Here is a 19983-nt window from a genome sequence, read left to right on the forward strand (position 1 = left end):
GGGCAAATTTGTTAAATTTAAGCGACTTATAGGGCAAATACTTCAAATTAACCTGTAGCTAACCTCTGCTTTAAACACACCACTTATTCCTCTTTGATTTCGGCTAAATCCTTCTGTAAGGGCACTTAAACGGCTTTTTGGCTTAGGTTTATTTATTTAGTAATTTTGTCAACTTACAATGAAATTTAATTTAACTGCTCAAGATAAATTTTCAAAGGCTCGGGCCGGCGAAATAACTACAGACCATGGCGTTATACAAACGCCCATTTTTATGCCCGTTGGTACCGCCGGAACCGTTAAAGCGGTCCATCAGCGCGAACTGAAGAATGATATTGAAGCGCAAATTATACTGGGAAATACCTATCATCTTTATTTGCGCCCCGGGTTAGGCACACTTGAACAGGCCGGCGGCCTGCACAAATTTAACGGCTGGGATAAGCCCATTTTAACAGACAGTGGTGGCTATCAGGTATATTCGCTGAGTCAGGCACGTAAAATTAAGGAGGAAGGTGTTACATTTCGGTCGCATATTGATGGCTCGAAGCATTTGTTTACGCCAGAATCGGCCATGGACATACAGCGCGTTATTGGTGCAGACATAATTATGGCTTTTGATGAATGCACACCCTACCCTTGCGAATACGGCTACGCACGCCGGTCCATAGAAATGACGCACCGGTGGCTTAAACGCTGCTGCGACCGGTTTGATAGCACTGAGCCTAAGTACGGCTATAGCCAAACACTCTTTCCTATTGTGCAGGGATCTGTTTACAAAGATCTTCGGGTAAAATCAGCCGAGGTAATTGCCAGCTTTGAGCGTGAAGGTAATGCTATAGGCGGCCTTTCGGTTGGAGAACCCGCCGAGGAGATGTACGCGATGACGGAACTGGTATGCAATATACTGCCCGAAAGCAAACCCCGTTACCTTATGGGCGTGGGCACGCCTGCTAACATACTGGAGAACATTGCCTTAGGCGTTGATATGTTTGACTGTGTAATGCCCACCCGTAATGCCCGGCACGGATTGCTGTTTACCAGCAACGGCATCCTCAATATGCGTAACGAGAAATGGAAGAACGATTTTTCGCCGATTGACGAGAATAGCGACCTATGGGTAGACCGCGAGCACTCTAAAGCTTATTTAAGACACTTAATAACCTCCGGCGAGATGCTGGGTGCACAAATAGCAAGCTTACACAACCTGCATTTTTACCTGTGGCTGGTAACGCAAGCTCGCGAAAAGATAATAAGTGGAGAGTTTTACAGTTGGAAGAATAGCATGGTTAAACAATTAGCCCAACGCCTCTGATGTTTAAATTCTTAGATAACTACATCAAGATCATCGACTGGTACATCATTAAGAAGTATCTGGGCACCTTTGTGTTCACGCTGTCGCTGTTTTTGGTAATAATCGTGGTGTTCGATGTATCTGAACACCTGGATGATTTTTTGAAGAGCAAAGCCCCCCTGAGCGCTATTGTTTTTCAGTACTATGGGGGTTACCTACCCTATTACGCCAACATTTTGCTGCCGCTTATCAATTTCCTGGCGGTGATATTTTTTACGGCCAAAATGGCCAACCAAACTGAGATTGTGCCCATATTAAGCGGCAAGACGAGTTTTAACCGCTTTTTAAGACCTTACTTCATCGCGTCGGGTGTTATTTTCGTCTTCTTTTTTATTGGTAACGTTTACCTGATCCCGTTAACCAATCAGTTAAGCGTAAAATTCGCTGACACTTATACCAACGAATCGGATCCAACCAAAAAAGAGATGCACATGCAACTGGACGACCGCACCTTCGTTTATCTCCAATCGTACGATAATGCGGTAAAAGCGGGTTATAATTTCATGCTCGAAAAATTTGACGGTGATGTTTTGAAGGAAAGGCTAACTGCTCAGAGAATTAGTTACGACTCATTGAAACACACCTGGTCGATACAAGATTTCAAAGTACGATATGTAAACGGCCTAAAGGAGCAAATGATAGAAGGCTCACGGAAAGACACACTGCTAGATATGAAGCCAACAGACTTTGAGGCAAACACCGATATCAACACCAACATATACAGGGCTATATCTACCCCCGACCTAAGCAAGCAGATTGAAAAAGAAAAAATAAGGGGCACAGGCAGGTTAATTGAACTGCAGTTGGAGAAGTACAGGCGTTTTATTTATCCGTTTTCTGCTTTTGTGCTTACGCTCATCGGCGTTTCCATATCATCACGTAAAGTGCGCGGGGGGATAGGCCTGCCCTTGGGAGTAGGCATACTGCTGTGCTTTTTATACATCGTAGTAGACCGCTTCGCGAACGTATTTTCACTCAAAGCCGGCTTAGCTCCTATCATTGCCGTTTTTATTCCCAATGTACTGTTTGGCCTTACCGGTTTATACATGTTACAAAAAGCGCCTAAATAAGCGCTAAAAAAATATTGTTCTTATGCCCAAACTTACAGCGCCCAATACCGAATTGAATAAGAACTTACTTATTCTGCACTTTACTGTATTTATATGGGGCTTTACCGGCATACTGGGCAAACTAATAACTATTACGGCGGTAAACCTGGTTTGGTACCGGGTTCTCATTGCATTTTGTACACTTTTCCTTTACTTCAAATTTAATAAGCAGGCGCTTAAAGTAAATCGCAAAACGTTCCTGAAATTGTTTTTCACAGGCGCTTTGGTAGGCGGGCACTGGATACTTTTCTTCCAGGCCATTAAGGTTTCTACCGTATCGGTAACGTTGGTTTGCCTGTCATCGCTTACCTTGTTTACCGCTGTGTTTGAGCCGCTTATTAAACGAAAGCCTGTATCCAAACTGGAGATCTTTTCAGGATTGCTCATTATTACCGGCATAGTACTCATTTTTAAATTCGAGTCTCAGTATACTTTAGGAATTTTTTTAGGGCTGCTTTGCGCTGCTGCCGCTAGTCTATTTTCGATAATTAACTCAAATGAGGTAAAAAGCCACCACCCTGCCATCATTGCTTTTTACGAGCTTATAGGCGCTTTCTTTTGGATTACACTGTTTATGCTGTTAACCAATGGCATGACTGATTTACACATTCCTAAGGCCAATGATATTGGCTACCTGGTTATATTGGGAACCATTTGCACTTCACTGGCCTACGTGGCAGGCGTATCCGTTATGCGCGAGTTATCCGCCTTCAAAGTAGCACTTATAACCAACCTGGAACCCGTGTACGGCATTATTATGGCCTTCATGTTTTTTGGAGATTTGCATACTATGAGCTTAGGTTTTTGGATAGGTGCGGCTATTATATTATCTACCATTTTTCTTTTCCCGGTTGTACAGAAGCAAGCATCACGACTTAAAAACCGAAGAGCTGGCACACCGGCATAATCATCAACGATACACTAAGAAATTTTCCTGGCTATTATAAAAAGCAACAACTTCACTGCTAAGTATGTCCTTTTAGCCAGACTGTCCTAAGCAATCACATTCCACCGTTTGTTTGGCGTATTAATGTCGCCTGACTTCTTGCCGACGAAAAGCATGTGACTTCAAGTTGCTCTCCGGTTATCCAAAACTTGCTGATCGTTACCAGACACCTCCATACTTTTTTAGCGTACAAGTTCTTCTAAGCATTTAGATTCAATAATCTAGGCGGCTCGCCTTTCTTAAATTATGAACCAAAGCCTAAGTTGGGCACTCACCTCTAAAACTCATTTTAAAGACCTGCATTGAAGTTTAGCTTTTTTTAGCTACACAGGAACACCATCATTAAAATAATTGAGCAGATGTAAAATCCATTTTTTGCTTAGTGTATAGATTTAGAAATGGCCATCTTATAAAATTCTTCAAATTTATCTAATAAAAGACTGAACACGTCCAGTAATTCACTTTACAAAAATTCTATTATATATTGATTATCAATTAATTATAAAAATCATATAAACATAAAAAACATACCATTACACCATTTAGAAAATGGTCTTACTAACAAAATTAGCAATTGACGTTTTCTAGCGTCATGATACCTACTTTAAGAATTGTATATCAAATATTTAATACAAATCATATAAACTAATTTTACTACAACGTTTGTTGATAAGCCAATTTAGGTTAGTGTAATTAACAAAAAGTTGAGGTACGATAGTTTTTGTTAGGAGTAGTGTTAGTTTCAGTAAAATGTATATTACCCTATTTAATCCTTTGTAAATTATTACATCCATTTTTGTTAACCCTAAGTCTTTTGCAAGAGTTGGCGTAAGCTTAAATTTGGATAGTATAGCGTTAGCTGAAGAAGGGTTTGCCGAAAATTTTGCATATTAGGCCACACAACCTTTAAAGAATCATGAGCTTTAGAACCACCTTGGCTATCATAATAACTGTCTTCCTCACGGTTACTATTATGCAAAATACAGAGGAAACAGAATTTGTAATTCTGTTTGTACCGGTAACCTTACCTAAGCTGGTAATGCTAACAGCTATATCTGCAAGTGCCTTTATTTTGGGTATACTGGTTAGTCGGCCTCGGCAGAAAAAGGTGGTAAGACGATACGAAGATGACCAGGAAAATGACACTGATGACGAGCATCCCAGAAGGCGTCCCGATACACTAAGTGACGAGGATAGAGAATACATTAGCTAAGCACCTTGGTGCTTAGCTAATGTTAAAAACATTGGATTTTTATATACTTATGGAATAGAGGAAATTCCAGATCAGGCGTTAACTGCGCAAATCTCTCTGATCTTGCTCACGGCAAAATCTACTTCTTCGCGGGTATTGTATTTGGAGAAAGAGAAGCGAACAGCAGGGCGATTGGGATTAGCGCCTATACCATTTAAAACGTGTGAACCAATATTAGTACCGGAGCTACACGCGCTACCACCCGATGCAGAGACGCCGGCAATGTCCAGACTAAATAAAAGCATATCGGCCATTTCCATCTCCGGGAAAGAAACGTTAAGAACCGTATACAGGCTCTTATCCGGATCAGTCTCTCCATTAAAGTGTATACCCGGAATTTGCTGTAACTGCTCCATCATATAGCTTTTTAGGCCTTGTATGTATGACTGATGATGAGCCATCTCGCTATAAGCCATTTCTAAGGCTTTAGCGAGACCCACAATGCCGTACACATTCTCGGTTCCCCCGCGCATATTTCGTTCCTGAGAACCGCCGTAAATCATCGGGTTTATCTTCACTTTATGATTTATGTACAAAAAGCCAGTACCTTTTGGCCCATGAAGCTTGTGCGCAGCGCAAACCATGAAGTGAACTTTTAACTTGCTCAGATCATGCGCATAGTGCCCAACCGTTTGCACAGTATCACTATGAAACAATGCATTGTACTGCTCGCAAAGAGCACCGATACGCTCTAAATCATTAAGCGTACCCAGCTCGTTATTGGCATGCATAAGCGAAACAAAACTGCGCTCGTTATCCTTCAGTAATTGCTCCAGATGCTCGTAGTTAACATGTCCTTTATCATCTATATCTACGAAGCTTAGCTTAATAGCACCTGTTTTTTCCAGTGCTTCAAGCGTGTGTACTACCGCATGGTGCTCGATACGACTGGTAATAGCATGCCTTAAGCCATGATCAATGATACCGCAACGAATTGCTGTATTATCAGCCTCGGTACCGCCCGACGTGAAAAAAATTTCGGCCGGTGACGTGTGCAGCAAATTAGCGATGGTTTTACGGGCCTTTTCCACTATGGAACGAGCCTCGCGACCATGAGCATGGATGGACGACGGGTTACCATATTGGCTTTCCATCACCTGCACCATCTGCTTCATTACTTCGGGATCAATTGGCGTAGTAGCTGCGTTATCGAGATAAATTCGCATGTTTAAGTGATTATTTAAGTACCTGTTGGGTTAATAATCGATTTATTTGAAACCAATCAACCACTAACACATCAGTTACCTATTGTATATTCAAAATTCCTTTTATGTCAGCTATAATCTTATGTGCTAAATTATTAGCAGCGGCTTCATCTTCGGCCTCCGAGTAGATGCGGATAATGGGCTCGGTATTCGACTTACGCAGGTGTACCCATTGCTTATCGAACTCTATCTTTAAGCCGTCAATAGTACTGTGGGGTTGCGACATGTACATCTCTTCCACCTTTACCAATAGCCCATCTATGTCCATACCTGCTGTTAGCTCTATTTTATTTTTAGAAATAAAGTAGCTAGGATAGCTGGCACGTAATACAGATACCGGTTTGCCAAATTTGGCAAGGTGCGTTAAAAATAAGGCAATACCAACCAGGGCGTCGCGGCCATAATGTGTATCCGGATAGATGACGCCACCGTTACCTTCACCGCCTATCACAGCGTTTACCTCTTTCATTTTAGTAACCACATTCACTTCACCAACAGCGGCAGCATGGTACTCTCCTCCCGCCCGCTCGGTTACATCGCGCAGGGCACGGGTTGATGATAGGTTAGATACTGTATTGCCTTTAACGTGCTGCAATAGATAATCGGCAACTGCAACCAGGGTATACTCCTCGCCAAACATCTTACCATCTTCACAAACAAAGCAAAGGCGGTCAACGTCAGGGTCAACAGCTATGCCCAAATTAGCCTGATTAGTCAATACCTGCGCAGATAACTCAGTCAGGTTTTCAGGAAGTGGCTCGGGGTTATGCGGGAAATTACCGGTTGGATCACAATACAGTTGATGAACGGTTTTAACACCTAAAGCCTCCAATAATGCAGGTACATAAATGCCGCCTGTAGAATTTACCGCATCTACCACAACCTTAAAATTAGCAGCCGCTATTGCTTCTTTGTCTACCAAAGGCAGTGACAATATTTGGTCTATATGCTTTTGCAGGTAACTATTATCGATAGCTACCTTACCCAAATCATCTACAGATGCATAATCAAATGCGCTGTTCTCCGCCATTTCCAGCACCTCTTTACCGTCAGTATCTGTGATAAACTCACCGGTACTGTTTAGCAATTTCAGGGCATTCCATTGCTTAGGGTTATGGCTGGCTGTTAAAATAATACCACCTGCAGCCCGTTCGGCGGGTACGGCAATCTCAACCGTAGGTGTTGTAGATAAACCCAGGTCTATCACGTCGATGCCTAATCCTTGTAGCGTTCCTATAACCAGGTTGTTCACCATTGTGCCTGATAAGCGGGCGTCACGGCCTACCACAATCTTGCGGATCCCGGTCTTTTTAAGAGCCCATGCGCCAAAAGCCGAGGTGAACTTTACAACATCCAGGGGTGTTAAACCATCGCCGGCACTACCACCAATGGTACCCCTTATGCCTGATATAGATTTAATGAGCGTCAAAATGAGTATGAATTAATGGAGCAAAAGTAAAAATTTATTGATGTATAGCTTATAAAAAGCGTGTGGTATTTATGCCATAGTTAATTGGTTATATTTGCTGCGCTTATAAAACCGTTATCAATGCCCGATTTTTTACTGCAGCTAGACCGGCAGTTATTTCATTTTTTTAACTATACGCTTGCCAATCCGGTATTTGATGTAGTAATGCCCTGGTTGCGCAACGCCAAGTTTTGGATACCTGTTTATGTGTTCATCATCGCATTCAGTATTTGGAAGTACAAGAAAACCGGCGCATGGCTTATTTTACTACTCATAGTTACAGTAGGCGTAGCCGATTTTAGCAGCGCAAGCCTCATAAAAAAGCAAGTGCAACGCTTAAGGCCCTGCCGCGACGATGTGGTATCGAAAACTATTATAAGCCGGGCCCCCTGCGGTACAGGCTTCAGCTTCCCCTCAACCCATGCTACCGATCATTTTGCCATGTCGGTGTTTTTAGGCATGGTTTACAGCCGCAGGTGGCGTTGGGTATGGGTTTGGGTATTGCTATGGGCGGTGCTGGTATGCTTTGCGCAAGTATATGTAGGCGTACATTTTCCGGTTGATGTTACAGCCGGGGCTCTGTTTGGTGCTTTAATAGGCTCTATTTTTGCGCAAGTGTTTAAAAAACTTCAACCTCAATTTTAATGTACTGGTATTTAGTTCTGCTTTTCTTGGCGGCCTTTTTAGGCGGCATGGCCGTCTTTCTGTTTAAAGGCGGTAATCACAAACAGCTAAAGCTGGTATTGTCTTTTAGTGGTGCCTACTTGTTTGGCATAACGGTACTGCACTTAATTCCGGATGCTTATCATGGCAACGACCACCTGGTTGGCGTATTTATTTTAGCCGGCTTTATTTTTCAGATCGTGCTGGAGCAATTTTCAGAAGGCATTGAGCACGGCCACATGCATGTACACGAACATGAAAAAGCAGCATTTCCGTTGGGTGTTATGGTAAGTTTATGCCTCCACGGCTTTTTAGAAGGTATGCCCCTGGCTGGCGGTTACCAAAACCAGTTGGTTTTTGGTATTGCGTTGCATCATATTCCTGCAGCATTTGCACTGGCTACGGTGCTACTGGCCAACCACCAAAGCAAAAACAGGACTATTTTTTTTATAGCCCTGTTTGCAATTATGGCACCTGCCGGCTACTTTTTCAGCAATGCCTTAAGCAGCGGCGGAATTGGAAACCTACAGCAATATTTTAACCGCATTATGGGTGTGGTTATTGGTATATTTTTGCATATATCAACTACCATTTTATTTGAAGCAGGCCCCGATCACAAGTTTAACCGGCGTAAGTTAATTGCTGTTTTATTAGGTGTTGCGATTGCCTTAGCCGGATTTGTTAGCGAGATATAGTATTACAGATTTAGTTTAATTTAATCACCCTCCGGGTAACTATGGCCTGGTCCTGCCTGATCTCTACCAGGCAAACGCCATAAGGTGTACCCGTTAAATCAATGCGTTGCGAGAACTCGTCGGCTTGCTTGTTAAAGCTATAAGTGCGATACGCCCGTCCTGTGCGCGCATCATAGACTTTAATATCTACTTTGCCACTCAATTTATTGTTAAATGTTACGTCAACATAATTAATAGCCGGGTTAGGGTACACCTTTAATGTATTGCTTATGATACCGTTTTGCACCGAGTCGGTTTTATTGGCAACTTTAGTGGCCAGTTTTAACATCTCTCCTGTTTCAAAAGCTTTAGGTGATGAGGGTATCACAAATTGAGGCGTTTCGGTAACGGTAAGCGCTAACTGACCATTACTGATCTGCACTTTTTTCAGTTCCATCTGGTCGCTTCCTACTTTGGGTGTGTATATGCTGGCTGAGTCTGCATTGCCCAGATCAAGCGTATAATCGGCCGATCGGCCCTTTTCATCAGGTATAACAAGCATATAGGCCGATTGCCCGTTGTTCTCATATCTGTCTACAATCGGGTTGCTATGAACAGTTTGTTTAAAAGTATAATTACCCAACAATTGCTGCGCCTGGTAAATGAAGTCTCCCGCCGGCTTACGTGATTTATCGCGGTTAAGCAAGCCAGATGATCCAAATTGTATAGAACTATTTGGGTTATCGTCATAAGCCTGGTAAAAGAAAATACGGTCGGCACCTACCCGGGCATACAACAGCGCAGAACGCAATATCCAGTCGGCCTGGGTTTGCAACGCCGTTTTGTCGCCAATCGGAATAGCTTTTAAGTAACTACCCTGGTTAACATCATATCCAAGTTCGGTAACCCATACCGGCATATCTGCAGCATATTGATGAGCGGCTGCAATAAAGCCTTGCGCTACCTGGGCAGTTTCACCGGTTTCGGGCGCCATGCCGCGTGTAGCGTTTCCACCCTGTGATGATTTAGCATCGTTTGAGTACAGGTGGTAATTAATTACATCCCAGCATAAATTTACGCTGCCGTCGGCATTGTAACCCCGGTTTTGCTTGCACCAGTCAACCATGGCGCGTAAGTAATCGGTATTGGGCGAAGCCAAACCAGCCATTACTACTTTCATATTCGGGTCGGCATTTTTAACACCCACACCCGGCCCCATGGTATTCTTGTGCCCATCATAGAAAGCAGAAAGGTTGGCTGCATATTCAAAGGCGGTTTGATAAGCCTTGCGGCCTTTCCACCATTTGTCGCGCTCGTTATCACATTCAATGTACTTAATTAGGTCCATCCCCTGCTTTACGGTGTTTACACCATCGCCATACCAGCGTTGCGTGGTATTTACGCTGAGCTGAGATGCATCCACGCCTGTACTTGAACCGTACCTGGCCGCAAACTGAAAGCCAGCCCTGGCCTGCTCAATGTAAGATGTTGGTTTGGTAAAATCCTGACCATATTTTACAGGTACGTTTTCAGCATCGCGCATATCGCCTGGATAGCTATCGAGCAGCCAATCAGGTAACGTTTTTAAGTCAGCAAGTATTTCAATTCCTTCGGCCTTGGCACGTTGGTACAGGACATCATAATTCCAGCCACCGCTATGCGAAGGATTGAAAGTGAAACGACCTTGTTGCGGTTCAATACGTTGCCAATCCAGATAATGCCTTACCTGGGTAAAGGTTTTCATGGCTTTTAAACGCGATTCATCTATCTCGTACGGCTTGTTCGGATCTTCAAAATCCCACTCAAAGGCATTTACACCAAAGTAATGATTAAAAGGTACGTCTTTTTTTGGTGCTGCCGTAACTGCATGCGCCGCCTGATAGGTGCCATAAAACTCTACCTCGGTCGGGAACATGTACCAGCAGTTAAACACAATAAATTTAACGTCGGTAATTGGGTTATCCAATTCAAACTGGCCATCGCCGTTTAAGTTTCTTTCGGGGTAAGGCCCAACCCAGGTGTTATACCTGTCGCCGTTAAACGTTGCAATTTGTATTCTTTTGCCGCTACTGGTAATTACCGATACGGTAAATGGCTTATCACCTAATGTACCTGAAGCATCATAAAACTTAATTTTTGATAACGTGATCTTCTCACCATCAGCAACCGGGTACCAGGCGTCATAGTTGTTAAATATCTTTCCCCAGGTATTACTAATAGGTACATCAACCACACCGTCAAACAAATCGGCTATACCATCATTGCTGCTGTTGATCTGGTACCATCTTTTAGCTTCAATAGGAATTTTTACAATAGCTGCCGGATCTGCAGGCGCGGGATCAGGCTTTGGCGCAGGGTCAGGAGCGGGAGTGATTACAGGGTCGGGCGTAGTAACAACCGGCGCCGGTTTCGCAGGTTCCGCTGGCAATACCACAGGCGGCGTTTTTACCGTATCGATTGGTACTTCTACAGGCGCAGGAGTTGGATCGGGCAGCACTACTGGTGGCTTTTTTACTGTATCGGCTGGTGCTTCAACAGGTGCTGGAGTTGGTTCAGGCAATACTACCGGCGGCGTTTTTACCGGATCAGCAGGTGTTTCAACAGGTGCCGGAGTTTGCTCTACAGGTTCGGGTTTAGCCTCTTCTGTCAAATATCCGTACACGAACACCTTTTGCGGCATGCTGTTACAATACTTATGTATTATAATGGCATCAGCTTCCATTGGCTGTGGCAGATTCATATCCTGCATTACCATGTAGCTTGGACCGGTAAACTTTCCTATGAGGGTTTTAGTTTTTCCATTTAAAATATAAATATCCGCAGGATTATCATCGAATACGCCTTTGTAATCGTATAATGACAGACGTGAAATGGTACTGCGTTTTTGTAATCGCAGCGTTACATCAACATACTTAAAATTATTTTGCCAGGCATCAGGTATCAGGTTGTTTAGATCATCATTTAATAGCGATGAGTAATCCTGACCTGTATCTTCGCTGGCATTAACGGAGATGACAGGTATTCTCTGTTCTGATTGAGCTAAACACCGTACATTGAAGAAAAATATGATCGTTGCCGAACATAGCACACCTAAGGCGTGGTAAAAATACTTACTGCGCATAAAAGCTTATATAAAATGGAATTCGAGATTAATTTGCACGCAACGCAAATATGTTTGGGTACCAGCTAAAAGATGTGTATACTGTGAAGTAGACAATTACACAGTGAACTGTGCAACTTTTGTGAAGTTTTTAACAATAGCGAACTATTTACAAAAAAGTTTCAACTCAAATATACAAATATTAATACAATAGAAATTAAATTACCTGTTATTTGTAATTATTTCTTTATCAATTTGTACGTTAGCCTATGATAGAATGTTTCAGCCCGTCGAAGATACTTTCGAAAAATGTAGGAATGCTTAACCCTTTGCTATAATTAAAATACAGAAAGATTATGAGCACGATGGCTGCTATTACAATGAAGCGTTTAAATAGGTAGCCTATAAATACAATAATAAGCGGAATAGCCACCAACCACATCCAGCTTATGCGCAGCGGACTTAGCTTATCGCCATGCTTATATATATAATATAGCGTAGAGTAAGAACCGCTTTCGTTTTTGTGCTTAATAAACATAAAAGCAGACTTTTCGACCTTATGCCTGTAAAAAGCTGTGCCGTTCTGAAAAGTCAGTTCATTCTCGAATCCATTTAGGGTGAAGGTATATTTACCGCTGATGTTTTCCTGTACCTGATTAAGCGTATCGGTGGCCACAATGGCGATCTCCTTTTGTGCAAACGGATTTTCTTTAATTACGAAACGCTTAATGTTAACGGTATCTGCCATGGCCAAGCCTGCAAACAGCATAAACAACATTACTGAAAAGAGTGTCTTTCTCATTGTACTTATAGGATGACAAAGGCTTAGGCTCTTAAAGCTACTACCTGTTGAGCAGGTAAATATACAGATTTAGCACCGAGGCGAAGCTTACCCATATTAAATAGGGAACAAGAAGCCCCGCCGCAACTTTGCTATACTTACCAAAGTAATAAATATTAGCTACAATAGCTATTAAGAGCAATACAATCACAACCAGCGCTCCCCAAATTTGGTGCATACCAAAAAACATTGCAGACCATAAAAAGTTGAGCAGCAGTTGTACAAAGTAGACTATCCGGGCTGAATTATATTGTGCACTACTGTTTCGTTTTTGATAAACCAGGTAGGCGGCTATCGCAATCATTACATATAATGCTGACCACACAGGGCCAAACAACCAGTTTGGCGGATTAAAAGATGGCTTGTTAAGCGCGCTGTACCAGCCCGGTATTTGCGGTATAGTAAATAACGACGCCGTTACAGCTATACATAACGTAATAAGCAGGCTAACGATTAACGGCCATAATTTAAAAATACGGTGTTCTGCAGATTGCACAATGAGGGTTGCATTAATCTGCAAATCTATCTAATTCCTGCTGTAATGAAAACAAAGCGTCGCGGGTTAGCTTCAATTGTTTAAGCAGAATGTTTCGCTGCTCATCAGTTAATGTATTTTCATCCATTACTGTTTCGTAAGCTGTTTCTGCCGCGCGGTCTCCTCTTATACATTCATTCAATACCGACTTTTCATCGTTGCTTACCAACGCTGTTTTAATATCAACCCAAACCCGGTGCAGTGCGCCTACCGGTCCACCACCTGTTTCGGCTTCAAAGCCACTGGCTTGTACCAGCGTGCGTAACTCATCAGCAAACTCCGCCCGCTCGGCAGCCAACCTGGCAAATACCGCTTTTAATATGGAGTCGCCAACAATTTCTGTAGCTTGTAAATAGCCTTCCTTACCATCGTTGGCAATAATGATTAAATGATTTAAGCCGTCGGCCGTATTTTTAAGGGTACCTTCCATAACTGTAGCGTTTATTAACACTACAAAATAACCGCACGTGTGGTTTACCGTAATCAGGTTTGTGATATTCACATGAGAATACCTTTATATAAAAAAAGCGGAAGCCCTGTTGGCTATCCGCTTTATCAATAACAAAAAATCAGGAGGCTTATTTAGCAAATTCGTTGATGGTTTCGATGCTGCCATCAGGACGATGCTTTAGTTCGGTTACTTTTACATTACGCAGGTGAGTTTTGCCAGATAGCTCCGTATCGTGGTAGAACAGATACCATTTATCTTTAATTTGCACAATAGAGTGGTGAGTGGTCCATCCTTGTACCGGTTCCAGAATTACGCCTTTATAAGTAAACGGCCCGTAAGGGCTGGTACCAATAGCATAGCATAAATTATGCGTGTCGCCGGTTGAATAGGTGAAGTAATACTTATTGTTATATTTATACATCCATGAGCCTTCAAAAAAACGACGATCGTGGTCTTTACCCAGCAAGGGCTTGCCTTGCTCATCCAGTATAATTACATCCTTAGGTTTCTCGCTAAATTCGAGCATATTTGCGCCCAGTTTAGCTACTTTAGCTGTTAACGCCGGCGCATCGTCTTTCTGCAAATCCGTTTTAGACCCATTAGGCCCTGAGTAGCTTCCGGTAGCCCAGCGCTGTAACTGGCCTCCCCAAATACCACCAAAATACATGTAGTAACTACCGTCGGTATCTTTAAAAACGCAAGGATCTATACTAAAGCTTCCCTCAATTGGCTTAGGTTGTGCTTTAAACGGCCCCACCGGCGATTTGCTGGTTGCTACGCCGATACGGAATATGTCTTGCTTGTCTTTAACCGGAAAATACAGGTAATAAGTCCCTTTTTCAAAGGCTGCATCCGGAGCCCACAACTGGCGACCTGCCCACGGAATGTTTTTAATATCTAATGCTACCCCGTTGTCTTTAACCTCTCCACCTACACTGTCCATTGATAACGCATGAAAATCTTTCATATTGAAATGGTCGCCATTATCATTCTCGGGCGTACCGGTATCAATATCGTGAGATGGATAAATGTAAACCTTACCGTTAAACACATGTGCTGACGGATCTGCCGTATAAATATGGGTAACTAATGGTGGAGATATAAATTTTGATTTCGGTATTTCTTTACGGGTAACGCCAGGTATGCCCGTTTTATTACCGGCATTTTGACATGAAGCCAATGCGGCAACGCTTAACAAAGCAACAGCAGGCAGATGGGTGATTTTAAGCATAATTGATGTTGTAAAATAGTTTTGCAATCGGTTGCATAAAGAAACAAATTTTTTTTTAATTGCCTGCTATTTTAAAAATCATTTGATGCAGAATACTTTTAGGGAAAGAAGTATGGTAACTGAACTTAAGACACTGCTAATAAAGCCTCATACAGTTTTTCAATTTCAATTGGCTTCCTTAAAAAGCCGGTGAAATAGTCAGCATACTCCTCGTTATTCTCGGCCGTTATATCTGCCGTTAAAGCAAATATGGGCGTAAGTAAGTTAGGATTCTGGTTTTTACGAATATGCACGGTAGCATCAAAGCCGTTCATTTCGGGCATGTGTATGTCCATTAAAATAAAGTCGAAAGCTTTGGTTTGGGCTTTTTCTACTGCATCAAGCCCATTTATGGCGTGCTCTGCCAATATCCCCCACTTTGACAATAACTTGCGAGCTACCATAGCGTTGATCATATTATCATCAGCAAGGAGCGCCACCTTGTTTTGCAACTGATTAAGATGCTTTGTAGGTGTTTTTTGTAGCAGGCTGCTTTTCTTGAATTTAATATCGAAGTAGAACTGCGAACCCTGCCCTATTTTACTATTAAAGCCCACCTCACTACGGTGTAATTCGACCAGCTTTTTAACAATGGCCAAGCCTAAACCTGAGCCACCCTGCCTACGCGTAGTAATTGCTTTAGGCTGCGAAAAACTATCGAACATTTCAGCGAAAAATTCTTCGGGTATACCTATGCCCGTATCGGTAATAGTGAAGCGAATAACATCGTGCTCTGGTTCGGTCGAAAGCAAAGTCACTTGTGTTGTTACTTTACCTGCATTAGTATATTTTATAGCATTTCCGATCAGGTTGTTGAGTATCTGGGAGAGTTTAGTTTCATCCAGTTCGTAAATGTCGGCTATACGGTTATCTATAATTAGTTCACATTCCAGCCCTTTTGCTTTGCCTACTTTGCTAAAGGCTTCGCAAAGGCCGTTCAACAGCTTAATTAAGCTGCTTGGGCGGCATTCTAAATTTACTTTGCCGGTGTCCAGTTTGGTAAAGTCCAGAATATCATTAATAATCATGAGCAGGTTATTGGATGCAAACTTGAGCGAATCCATCAACTGCTTCTCCTCATCCACAATGCGTTCGCTTAATAGTGACGTTATGGTGATAACAGCATTAAGCGGCGTGCGAATTTCATGGCTCATGGTGGAGAGAAAGTTCTGCTTCATTTTTGCGGTATGCTCAGCCCTGGCCTGGTTCTCCATAATACGGGCCCGCTCCTGCTCCATTTGAGCGGCTTTTTCAAGCGACTCCATACGTGTTATCAATTCGTAATTCTCAATAATCTTGAGCGTTTGCGTGTTAATAACCGCTTCCTTATTATGCAGATACTGTTCGAGGTATGCTAACGACTTAACCGTATCCTGCTCTGATTTATAAAGCTGATAAAGCTGGTAATTAGACTTGAACTTGATATAAATGATATTGTACTGCGTGCTGAACTGAACAGCCTTTTCGAGTATGTGCTTGGCTTCATCAAACCGGTTGGTTTTGATATATAATTCGCCTAATTTGCAATAGGCCATAGCTAAGCCAAGCCTTTCGCCCATCTCCTGATGTATATTAAGCGCGTTCTGATAATCAAGCTCGGCCTCATGCCAAAGTCCTTGTGCTGCATAGACTTTTCCGCGGCCATAGAGGGCAAATGCCAATCCCCTTACATCGCCTGTTTTTTGCTTGATAGCAATAGACCGTTGTATAATGTCCATCGCCTTTTTTATCTTATTTTGCTTAAGATAAATACCCGAAAGCGGATTGTAAGCGTTGGCAATAAGATCTGCATCTTTTACTTTTTTGGCTGCCTCAATCGAGGCCTCGTAAGAGCGTATTGCATTTTTACGGTCGCCAAAATACTCGTATATGGTTCCTAACGACTTTTGTACACGGGCCTCATTATGATAGTCGTTAAACTTACGGTATATAACAAGGCTATCAATAAGGTGCATTAAGCCCAAATGATAATTATCTGTTTTATAATAAACACCTGCTATACTGTACTGTGCATCGGCTATTCCTCTTTCATCTTTAAGCGCTTTGAAATACCGCATGGCTTCTTTAGCTGCACTAATGGAGCGCTTATACTCACCCCTAATCATGTAAAACAGCGAGAGGTGGTTAAGGCTTTTACCTATGAGGCTTTGGTCACTTCGGTCTTTGCTAATTTGAAGCGCTTTTTTGGCCAGGCTAATGCTATGATTAGGGTTATGGCCACGGCAGTTATAGGCATCACTGAGCAATTCAATTACGTCAGATTCAGGGACCATAGCCGCTACATTCATGAGCTTGATAAGATAAAAATTGGTGTTTATACGGAGGTTGGTTAACCCAGGTTTTATAAACAAAGTAAACAAAATAATATTTTAAAAGGCAAACTATTTAAGATATTATTTTGACATAATAACTGAAAAGCCATTTAAGTGCATCATACGATTATTTATTAATTGAATGCACCGGAAATGGCTACTTTTGCTCCTGAATGTTATCTATAATTTACCGAGATGAAGATCTGATTGCCATTAATAAGCCTAATGGCCTGCTCGTTCACCGATCGCCTATTGCTGCTGATGCTTCGGAGTTTGCTTTACAACTGTTGCGCAATCAAATTAACCAGCATGTTTACCCCGTGCATAGGCTTGATCGTAAAACTTCTGGTGTATTGTTGTTTGCATTAAACAAGCCGGCAGAAATTGCCATGCAGCAGCAATTCGCCAACAATCAGGTCATAAAGTCTTATTTGGCGATTGTGCGCGGGCATACGCCCGAAACAGGCGCAATTGACTACCCATTGAAAAAGGAGAATGGCACTGTCCAGGAGGCCTTTACCGCTTATACAACACTTGCACATACAGAGCTGCCGGTTGCCTTGGGTAAACACCCTACCTCGCGTTATTCATTAATTAGGGCAAACCCGACCACCGGACGTATGCACCAATTGCGCAAGCATTTCAGTCATATCTTCCATCCTATTATAGGAGATCGTACGCACGGCTGCAATAAACAAAACAAGCTATTTACCGAAACATGGGAAATGAACACCATGATGTTACATGCACAGCAGTTACAATTTACACACCCTATGAACGACAAGCCAATTACCGTACAAGCGTCATTGCAATCCGAGTTTGAACGAATGATGTTGCTGATGGGATGGAACGACGCATTAATTATGCTCTAATTACAACCCAAATATCTCCGGGTACTGCAAGGCTGCTTTGAGTATAAAGTTCATGGAATCAGTTACCCATATTTTACCTTCTTTTACGTATTGCAATACCAGGGGCGCTGGCATGGTGAGCACTTCAATATTTTCAGTAATATCAAATTTCTGAACCGAATTAATCTCCGCATTGAAGAGCAAATATCCGTAGGTGATTTGCCGGGTTTTAGTAGGATTATTGGCTATCATGCCTAATGATATCAGCTGGTTCTCGTGGGCTTTAATACCGGCTTCCTCTTCCAATTCATTTAAAGCCGATTGAATAAGAGACTTACCTTTTTGCTGCATGCCGCCGGGTAATTCGAGCAATATTTCGCCTAAGCCATGTTTGTATTGCCTTACTAATATCACCTCATGCGATGGTGTAAGCGCTAACACTTGTACCACATCACCCAGTGGTGAAAAGTAGTAATCGTCTATAACCTGACCTTCAGCTATTTCAACGGTATGGCGCAATAGCGGAAACCAAGGGCTTGGCGACACGTCTTCTTCATTCAGAACTTTCCACTTTTGAATATCATTGTTAGCCTTCATGCGGCTAAAATAGCAAAAAAGCTGCCTCCCGCAATCTGCCGGCAGCTAAAGCACAACAGTGTGCATGCTTTATTACCTGTTATGCTTTCATTACACCTATCTTCTCGCCTTTCCAATCCGGAAATAGTAGTCTGTCATTGTTCACTTTAAGCTGGCGGTCGGCTACTTCGCTAAATACGCTGCGGAAATCGGTGGTAACAGCAAGGTCACGGCCATCCTCCAAATTTTCTACAGCCAGCGGCTTAATGTTACCGTGTACCAAACCACCATTAACATTATTACCTAAAATAAAGTTACAAGAGGCGCGACCGTGGTCAGTACCACCAGTACCATTTTGATGCACGGTACGGCCAAATTCGGTCATCGTCATTACGGTTACATCATCCTGATAAGCGCTCAGGTCGTTCCAAAAGGCCATCATGCTATTACTTAGGTCGCCAACGTTACGAGCAAAAATACCGTTTTCTGTGCCTTGGTTATAATGGGTATCCCATCCGTTAGATTCAGTAAAAGCCACTTCAAGCCCCACATCCATCTTAATTAACTGGGCTATTTGTTTAAGTGAATTGCCCAACGCCGAGGTTGGGTAAGTTACATTGTTGGCCGGCTTATAATTTTTAATATCGGCTTTCTGCAGCATTTTTACGGCATCAAAGCTTTCCTTGCCGGTGTTATGCAGTAAGCCTGTTGATGTTTTATCATACAGGTCTTCAAAACTTTTAGCAGCCAGGTTAGCCCCCGCCTTGTTACCCTGCATTTGTATGGCAAAATCTTGCAAGTTGCTAATAGCTACAGCCGGGTTATCGCCATAAAAAGAACGCGGCATAGCCGAAGTTAAACTTACCGCCGTAAACGGTGTAACGGCATCATGCCCCAGCAAACCTACAGCCCGGTTAAGCCAGCCACTGGCTGTACCTTTATTAAATGGCGTGCCCGACTCCATAAAGTCCTGTGCATCAAAGTGAGAGCGGGTGGTGTTAGGTGAACCAATACCATGTACAATACCTAAACGCTTTTCTCTAAACGTTGGTTCGAATGCCTGCATGGCCGGGTGCAAACCAAAATGACCATCTAAATCAATTAGCGGCTTGCCAGTGGTACTTGCTTTTGCTGCCGACATAAACAGCGTGGGCCGCGCAGCTTTTAAATACGTATCGGTAAATGGCGTTACGGCCATCAAGCCATCCATAGCGCCGCGCTGAAATATACACACCAGCACTTTACGTTTACCATAAGGTTTTATGATTTGCTCACCGGCAACGGCTTCGGCCAAAAAGCCAGGTATACCGCCCATAAGGCCTACACCCATTAACGCTAAACCGCCAGATTTTAAAAAGCATCTTCTGTTTACCATAACATTT

At 42.7% G+C, this 19983-nt stretch carries 17 protein-coding genes; 7 read left to right on the forward strand and 10 right to left on the reverse strand.

What is annotated here, in order from left to right:
- The first annotated feature begins 178 nt into the window (after positions 1 to 178).
- The 4 genes from tgt (at position 179) to ABDD94_RS16455 (ending at position 4616) form a co-directional block, all read left to right on the forward strand.
- Entirely contained in the window at positions 179 to 1309 is a 1131-nt protein-coding gene (gene tgt, locus ABDD94_RS16440; RefSeq protein WP_345951007.1) for a tRNA guanosine(34) transglycosylase Tgt, read from the forward strand.
- The gene (locus tag ABDD94_RS16445) at positions 1309 to 2418 is read left to right on the forward strand and encodes an LptF/LptG family permease (RefSeq protein ID WP_345953162.1); all 1110 of its coding nucleotides are present in this window, start codon (positions 1309 to 1311) and stop codon (positions 2416 to 2418) included. The genes tgt and ABDD94_RS16445 overlap by 1 nt, the downstream gene beginning before the upstream one ends.
- A 22-nt stretch (positions 2419 to 2440) precedes the next feature.
- Positions 2441 to 3364 carry an EamA family transporter gene (locus tag ABDD94_RS16450; protein WP_345953163.1) on the forward strand — a complete coding sequence of 308 codons (924 nt, stop codon included), beginning with the start codon at positions 2441 to 2443 and terminating at the stop codon, positions 3362 to 3364.
- Between the two features lie 955 nt (positions 3365 to 4319).
- Positions 4320 to 4616 (forward strand): hypothetical protein, encoded by a 297-nt coding sequence (locus ABDD94_RS16455; protein ID WP_345953164.1) that lies wholly within the window; start codon positions 4320 to 4322, stop codon positions 4614 to 4616.
- A gap of 71 nt (positions 4617 to 4687) precedes the next feature.
- Here ABDD94_RS16455 and ABDD94_RS16460 read toward each other — a convergent pair whose 3' ends face one another.
- Positions 4688 to 5821, reverse strand: a complete 1134-nt coding sequence (locus tag ABDD94_RS16460; RefSeq protein ID WP_345953165.1) for a cysteine desulfurase family protein — start codon at positions 5819 to 5821, stop codon at positions 4688 to 4690.
- Positions 5822 to 5900: 79 nt separating this feature from the next.
- Positions 5901 to 7289, reverse strand: coding sequence for a phosphoglucosamine mutase (gene glmM / locus ABDD94_RS16465; RefSeq protein WP_345953166.1), 1389 nt, complete (start codon positions 7287 to 7289; stop codon positions 5901 to 5903).
- Between the two features lie 120 nt (positions 7290 to 7409).
- On the opposite strand from glmM, the gene ABDD94_RS16470 reads away from it, so the two are divergent.
- Both ABDD94_RS16470 and ABDD94_RS16475 read left to right on the forward strand, forming a co-directional pair.
- Positions 7410 to 7973 carry a phosphatase PAP2 family protein gene (locus ABDD94_RS16470; protein WP_345953167.1) on the forward strand — a complete coding sequence of 188 codons (564 nt, stop codon included), beginning with the start codon at positions 7410 to 7412 and terminating at the stop codon, positions 7971 to 7973.
- Positions 7973 to 8686 carry a ZIP family metal transporter gene (locus ABDD94_RS16475; protein ID WP_345951000.1) on the forward strand — a complete coding sequence of 238 codons (714 nt, stop codon included), beginning with the start codon at positions 7973 to 7975 and terminating at the stop codon, positions 8684 to 8686. The genes ABDD94_RS16470 and ABDD94_RS16475 overlap by 1 nt, the downstream gene beginning before the upstream one ends.
- A 10-nt stretch (positions 8687 to 8696) precedes the next feature.
- Here the strand turns inward: ABDD94_RS16475 and ABDD94_RS16480 are convergent, their stop codons facing one another.
- The 6 genes from ABDD94_RS16480 to ABDD94_RS16505 all read right to left on the reverse strand — a co-directional run bounded on the left by ABDD94_RS16480 (position 8697) and on the right by ABDD94_RS16505 (position 17150).
- Positions 8697 to 11786, reverse strand: a complete 3090-nt coding sequence (locus tag ABDD94_RS16480; RefSeq protein WP_345953168.1) for a T9SS type A sorting domain-containing protein — start codon at positions 11784 to 11786, stop codon at positions 8697 to 8699.
- Between the two features lie 241 nt (positions 11787 to 12027).
- Positions 12028 to 12567, reverse strand: a complete 540-nt coding sequence (locus tag ABDD94_RS16485; protein WP_345950998.1) for a hypothetical protein — start codon at positions 12565 to 12567, stop codon at positions 12028 to 12030.
- 40 nt (positions 12568 to 12607) lie between these two features.
- Positions 12608 to 13126 carry a TspO/MBR family protein gene (locus ABDD94_RS16490; RefSeq protein ID WP_345953169.1) on the reverse strand — a complete coding sequence of 173 codons (519 nt, stop codon included), beginning with the start codon at positions 13124 to 13126 and terminating at the stop codon, positions 12608 to 12610.
- Positions 13116 to 13571 (reverse strand): PA2169 family four-helix-bundle protein, encoded by a 456-nt coding sequence (locus ABDD94_RS16495; RefSeq protein ID WP_345950996.1) that lies wholly within the window; start codon positions 13569 to 13571, stop codon positions 13116 to 13118. The genes ABDD94_RS16490 and ABDD94_RS16495 overlap by 11 nt, the downstream gene beginning before the upstream one ends.
- A 148-nt stretch (positions 13572 to 13719) precedes the next feature.
- A complete protein-coding gene (locus ABDD94_RS16500; RefSeq protein WP_345953170.1) occupies positions 13720 to 14823 on the reverse strand; it encodes a glycoside hydrolase family 43 protein in 1104 nt (367 codons plus the stop codon).
- Positions 14824 to 14948: 125 nt separating this feature from the next.
- The gene (locus ABDD94_RS16505) at positions 14949 to 17150 is read right to left on the reverse strand and encodes an ATP-binding protein (RefSeq protein ID WP_345953171.1); all 2202 of its coding nucleotides are present in this window, start codon (positions 17148 to 17150) and stop codon (positions 14949 to 14951) included.
- A gap of 197 nt (positions 17151 to 17347) precedes the next feature.
- Between ABDD94_RS16505 and ABDD94_RS16510 the strand changes: the two genes are divergently transcribed.
- Positions 17348 to 18046, forward strand: a complete 699-nt coding sequence (locus ABDD94_RS16510; RefSeq protein WP_345953172.1) for a pseudouridine synthase — start codon at positions 17348 to 17350, stop codon at positions 18044 to 18046.
- Here the strand turns inward: ABDD94_RS16510 and ABDD94_RS16515 are convergent, their stop codons facing one another.
- Together ABDD94_RS16515 and ABDD94_RS16520 are read right to left on the reverse strand one after the other, a co-directional pair.
- Positions 18047 to 18622 (reverse strand): NUDIX hydrolase, encoded by a 576-nt coding sequence (locus ABDD94_RS16515; protein WP_345953173.1) that lies wholly within the window; start codon positions 18620 to 18622, stop codon positions 18047 to 18049.
- Positions 18623 to 18701: 79 nt separating this feature from the next.
- Positions 18702 to 19976 (reverse strand): DUF1501 domain-containing protein, encoded by a 1275-nt coding sequence (locus ABDD94_RS16520; protein ID WP_345953174.1) that lies wholly within the window; start codon positions 19974 to 19976, stop codon positions 18702 to 18704.
- Between the last annotated feature and the right edge of the window lie 7 nt (positions 19977 to 19983).

The organism is Mucilaginibacter sp. PAMB04168 (assembly GCF_039634365.2).
GTDB lineage: Bacteria > Bacteroidota > Bacteroidia > Sphingobacteriales > Sphingobacteriaceae > Mucilaginibacter.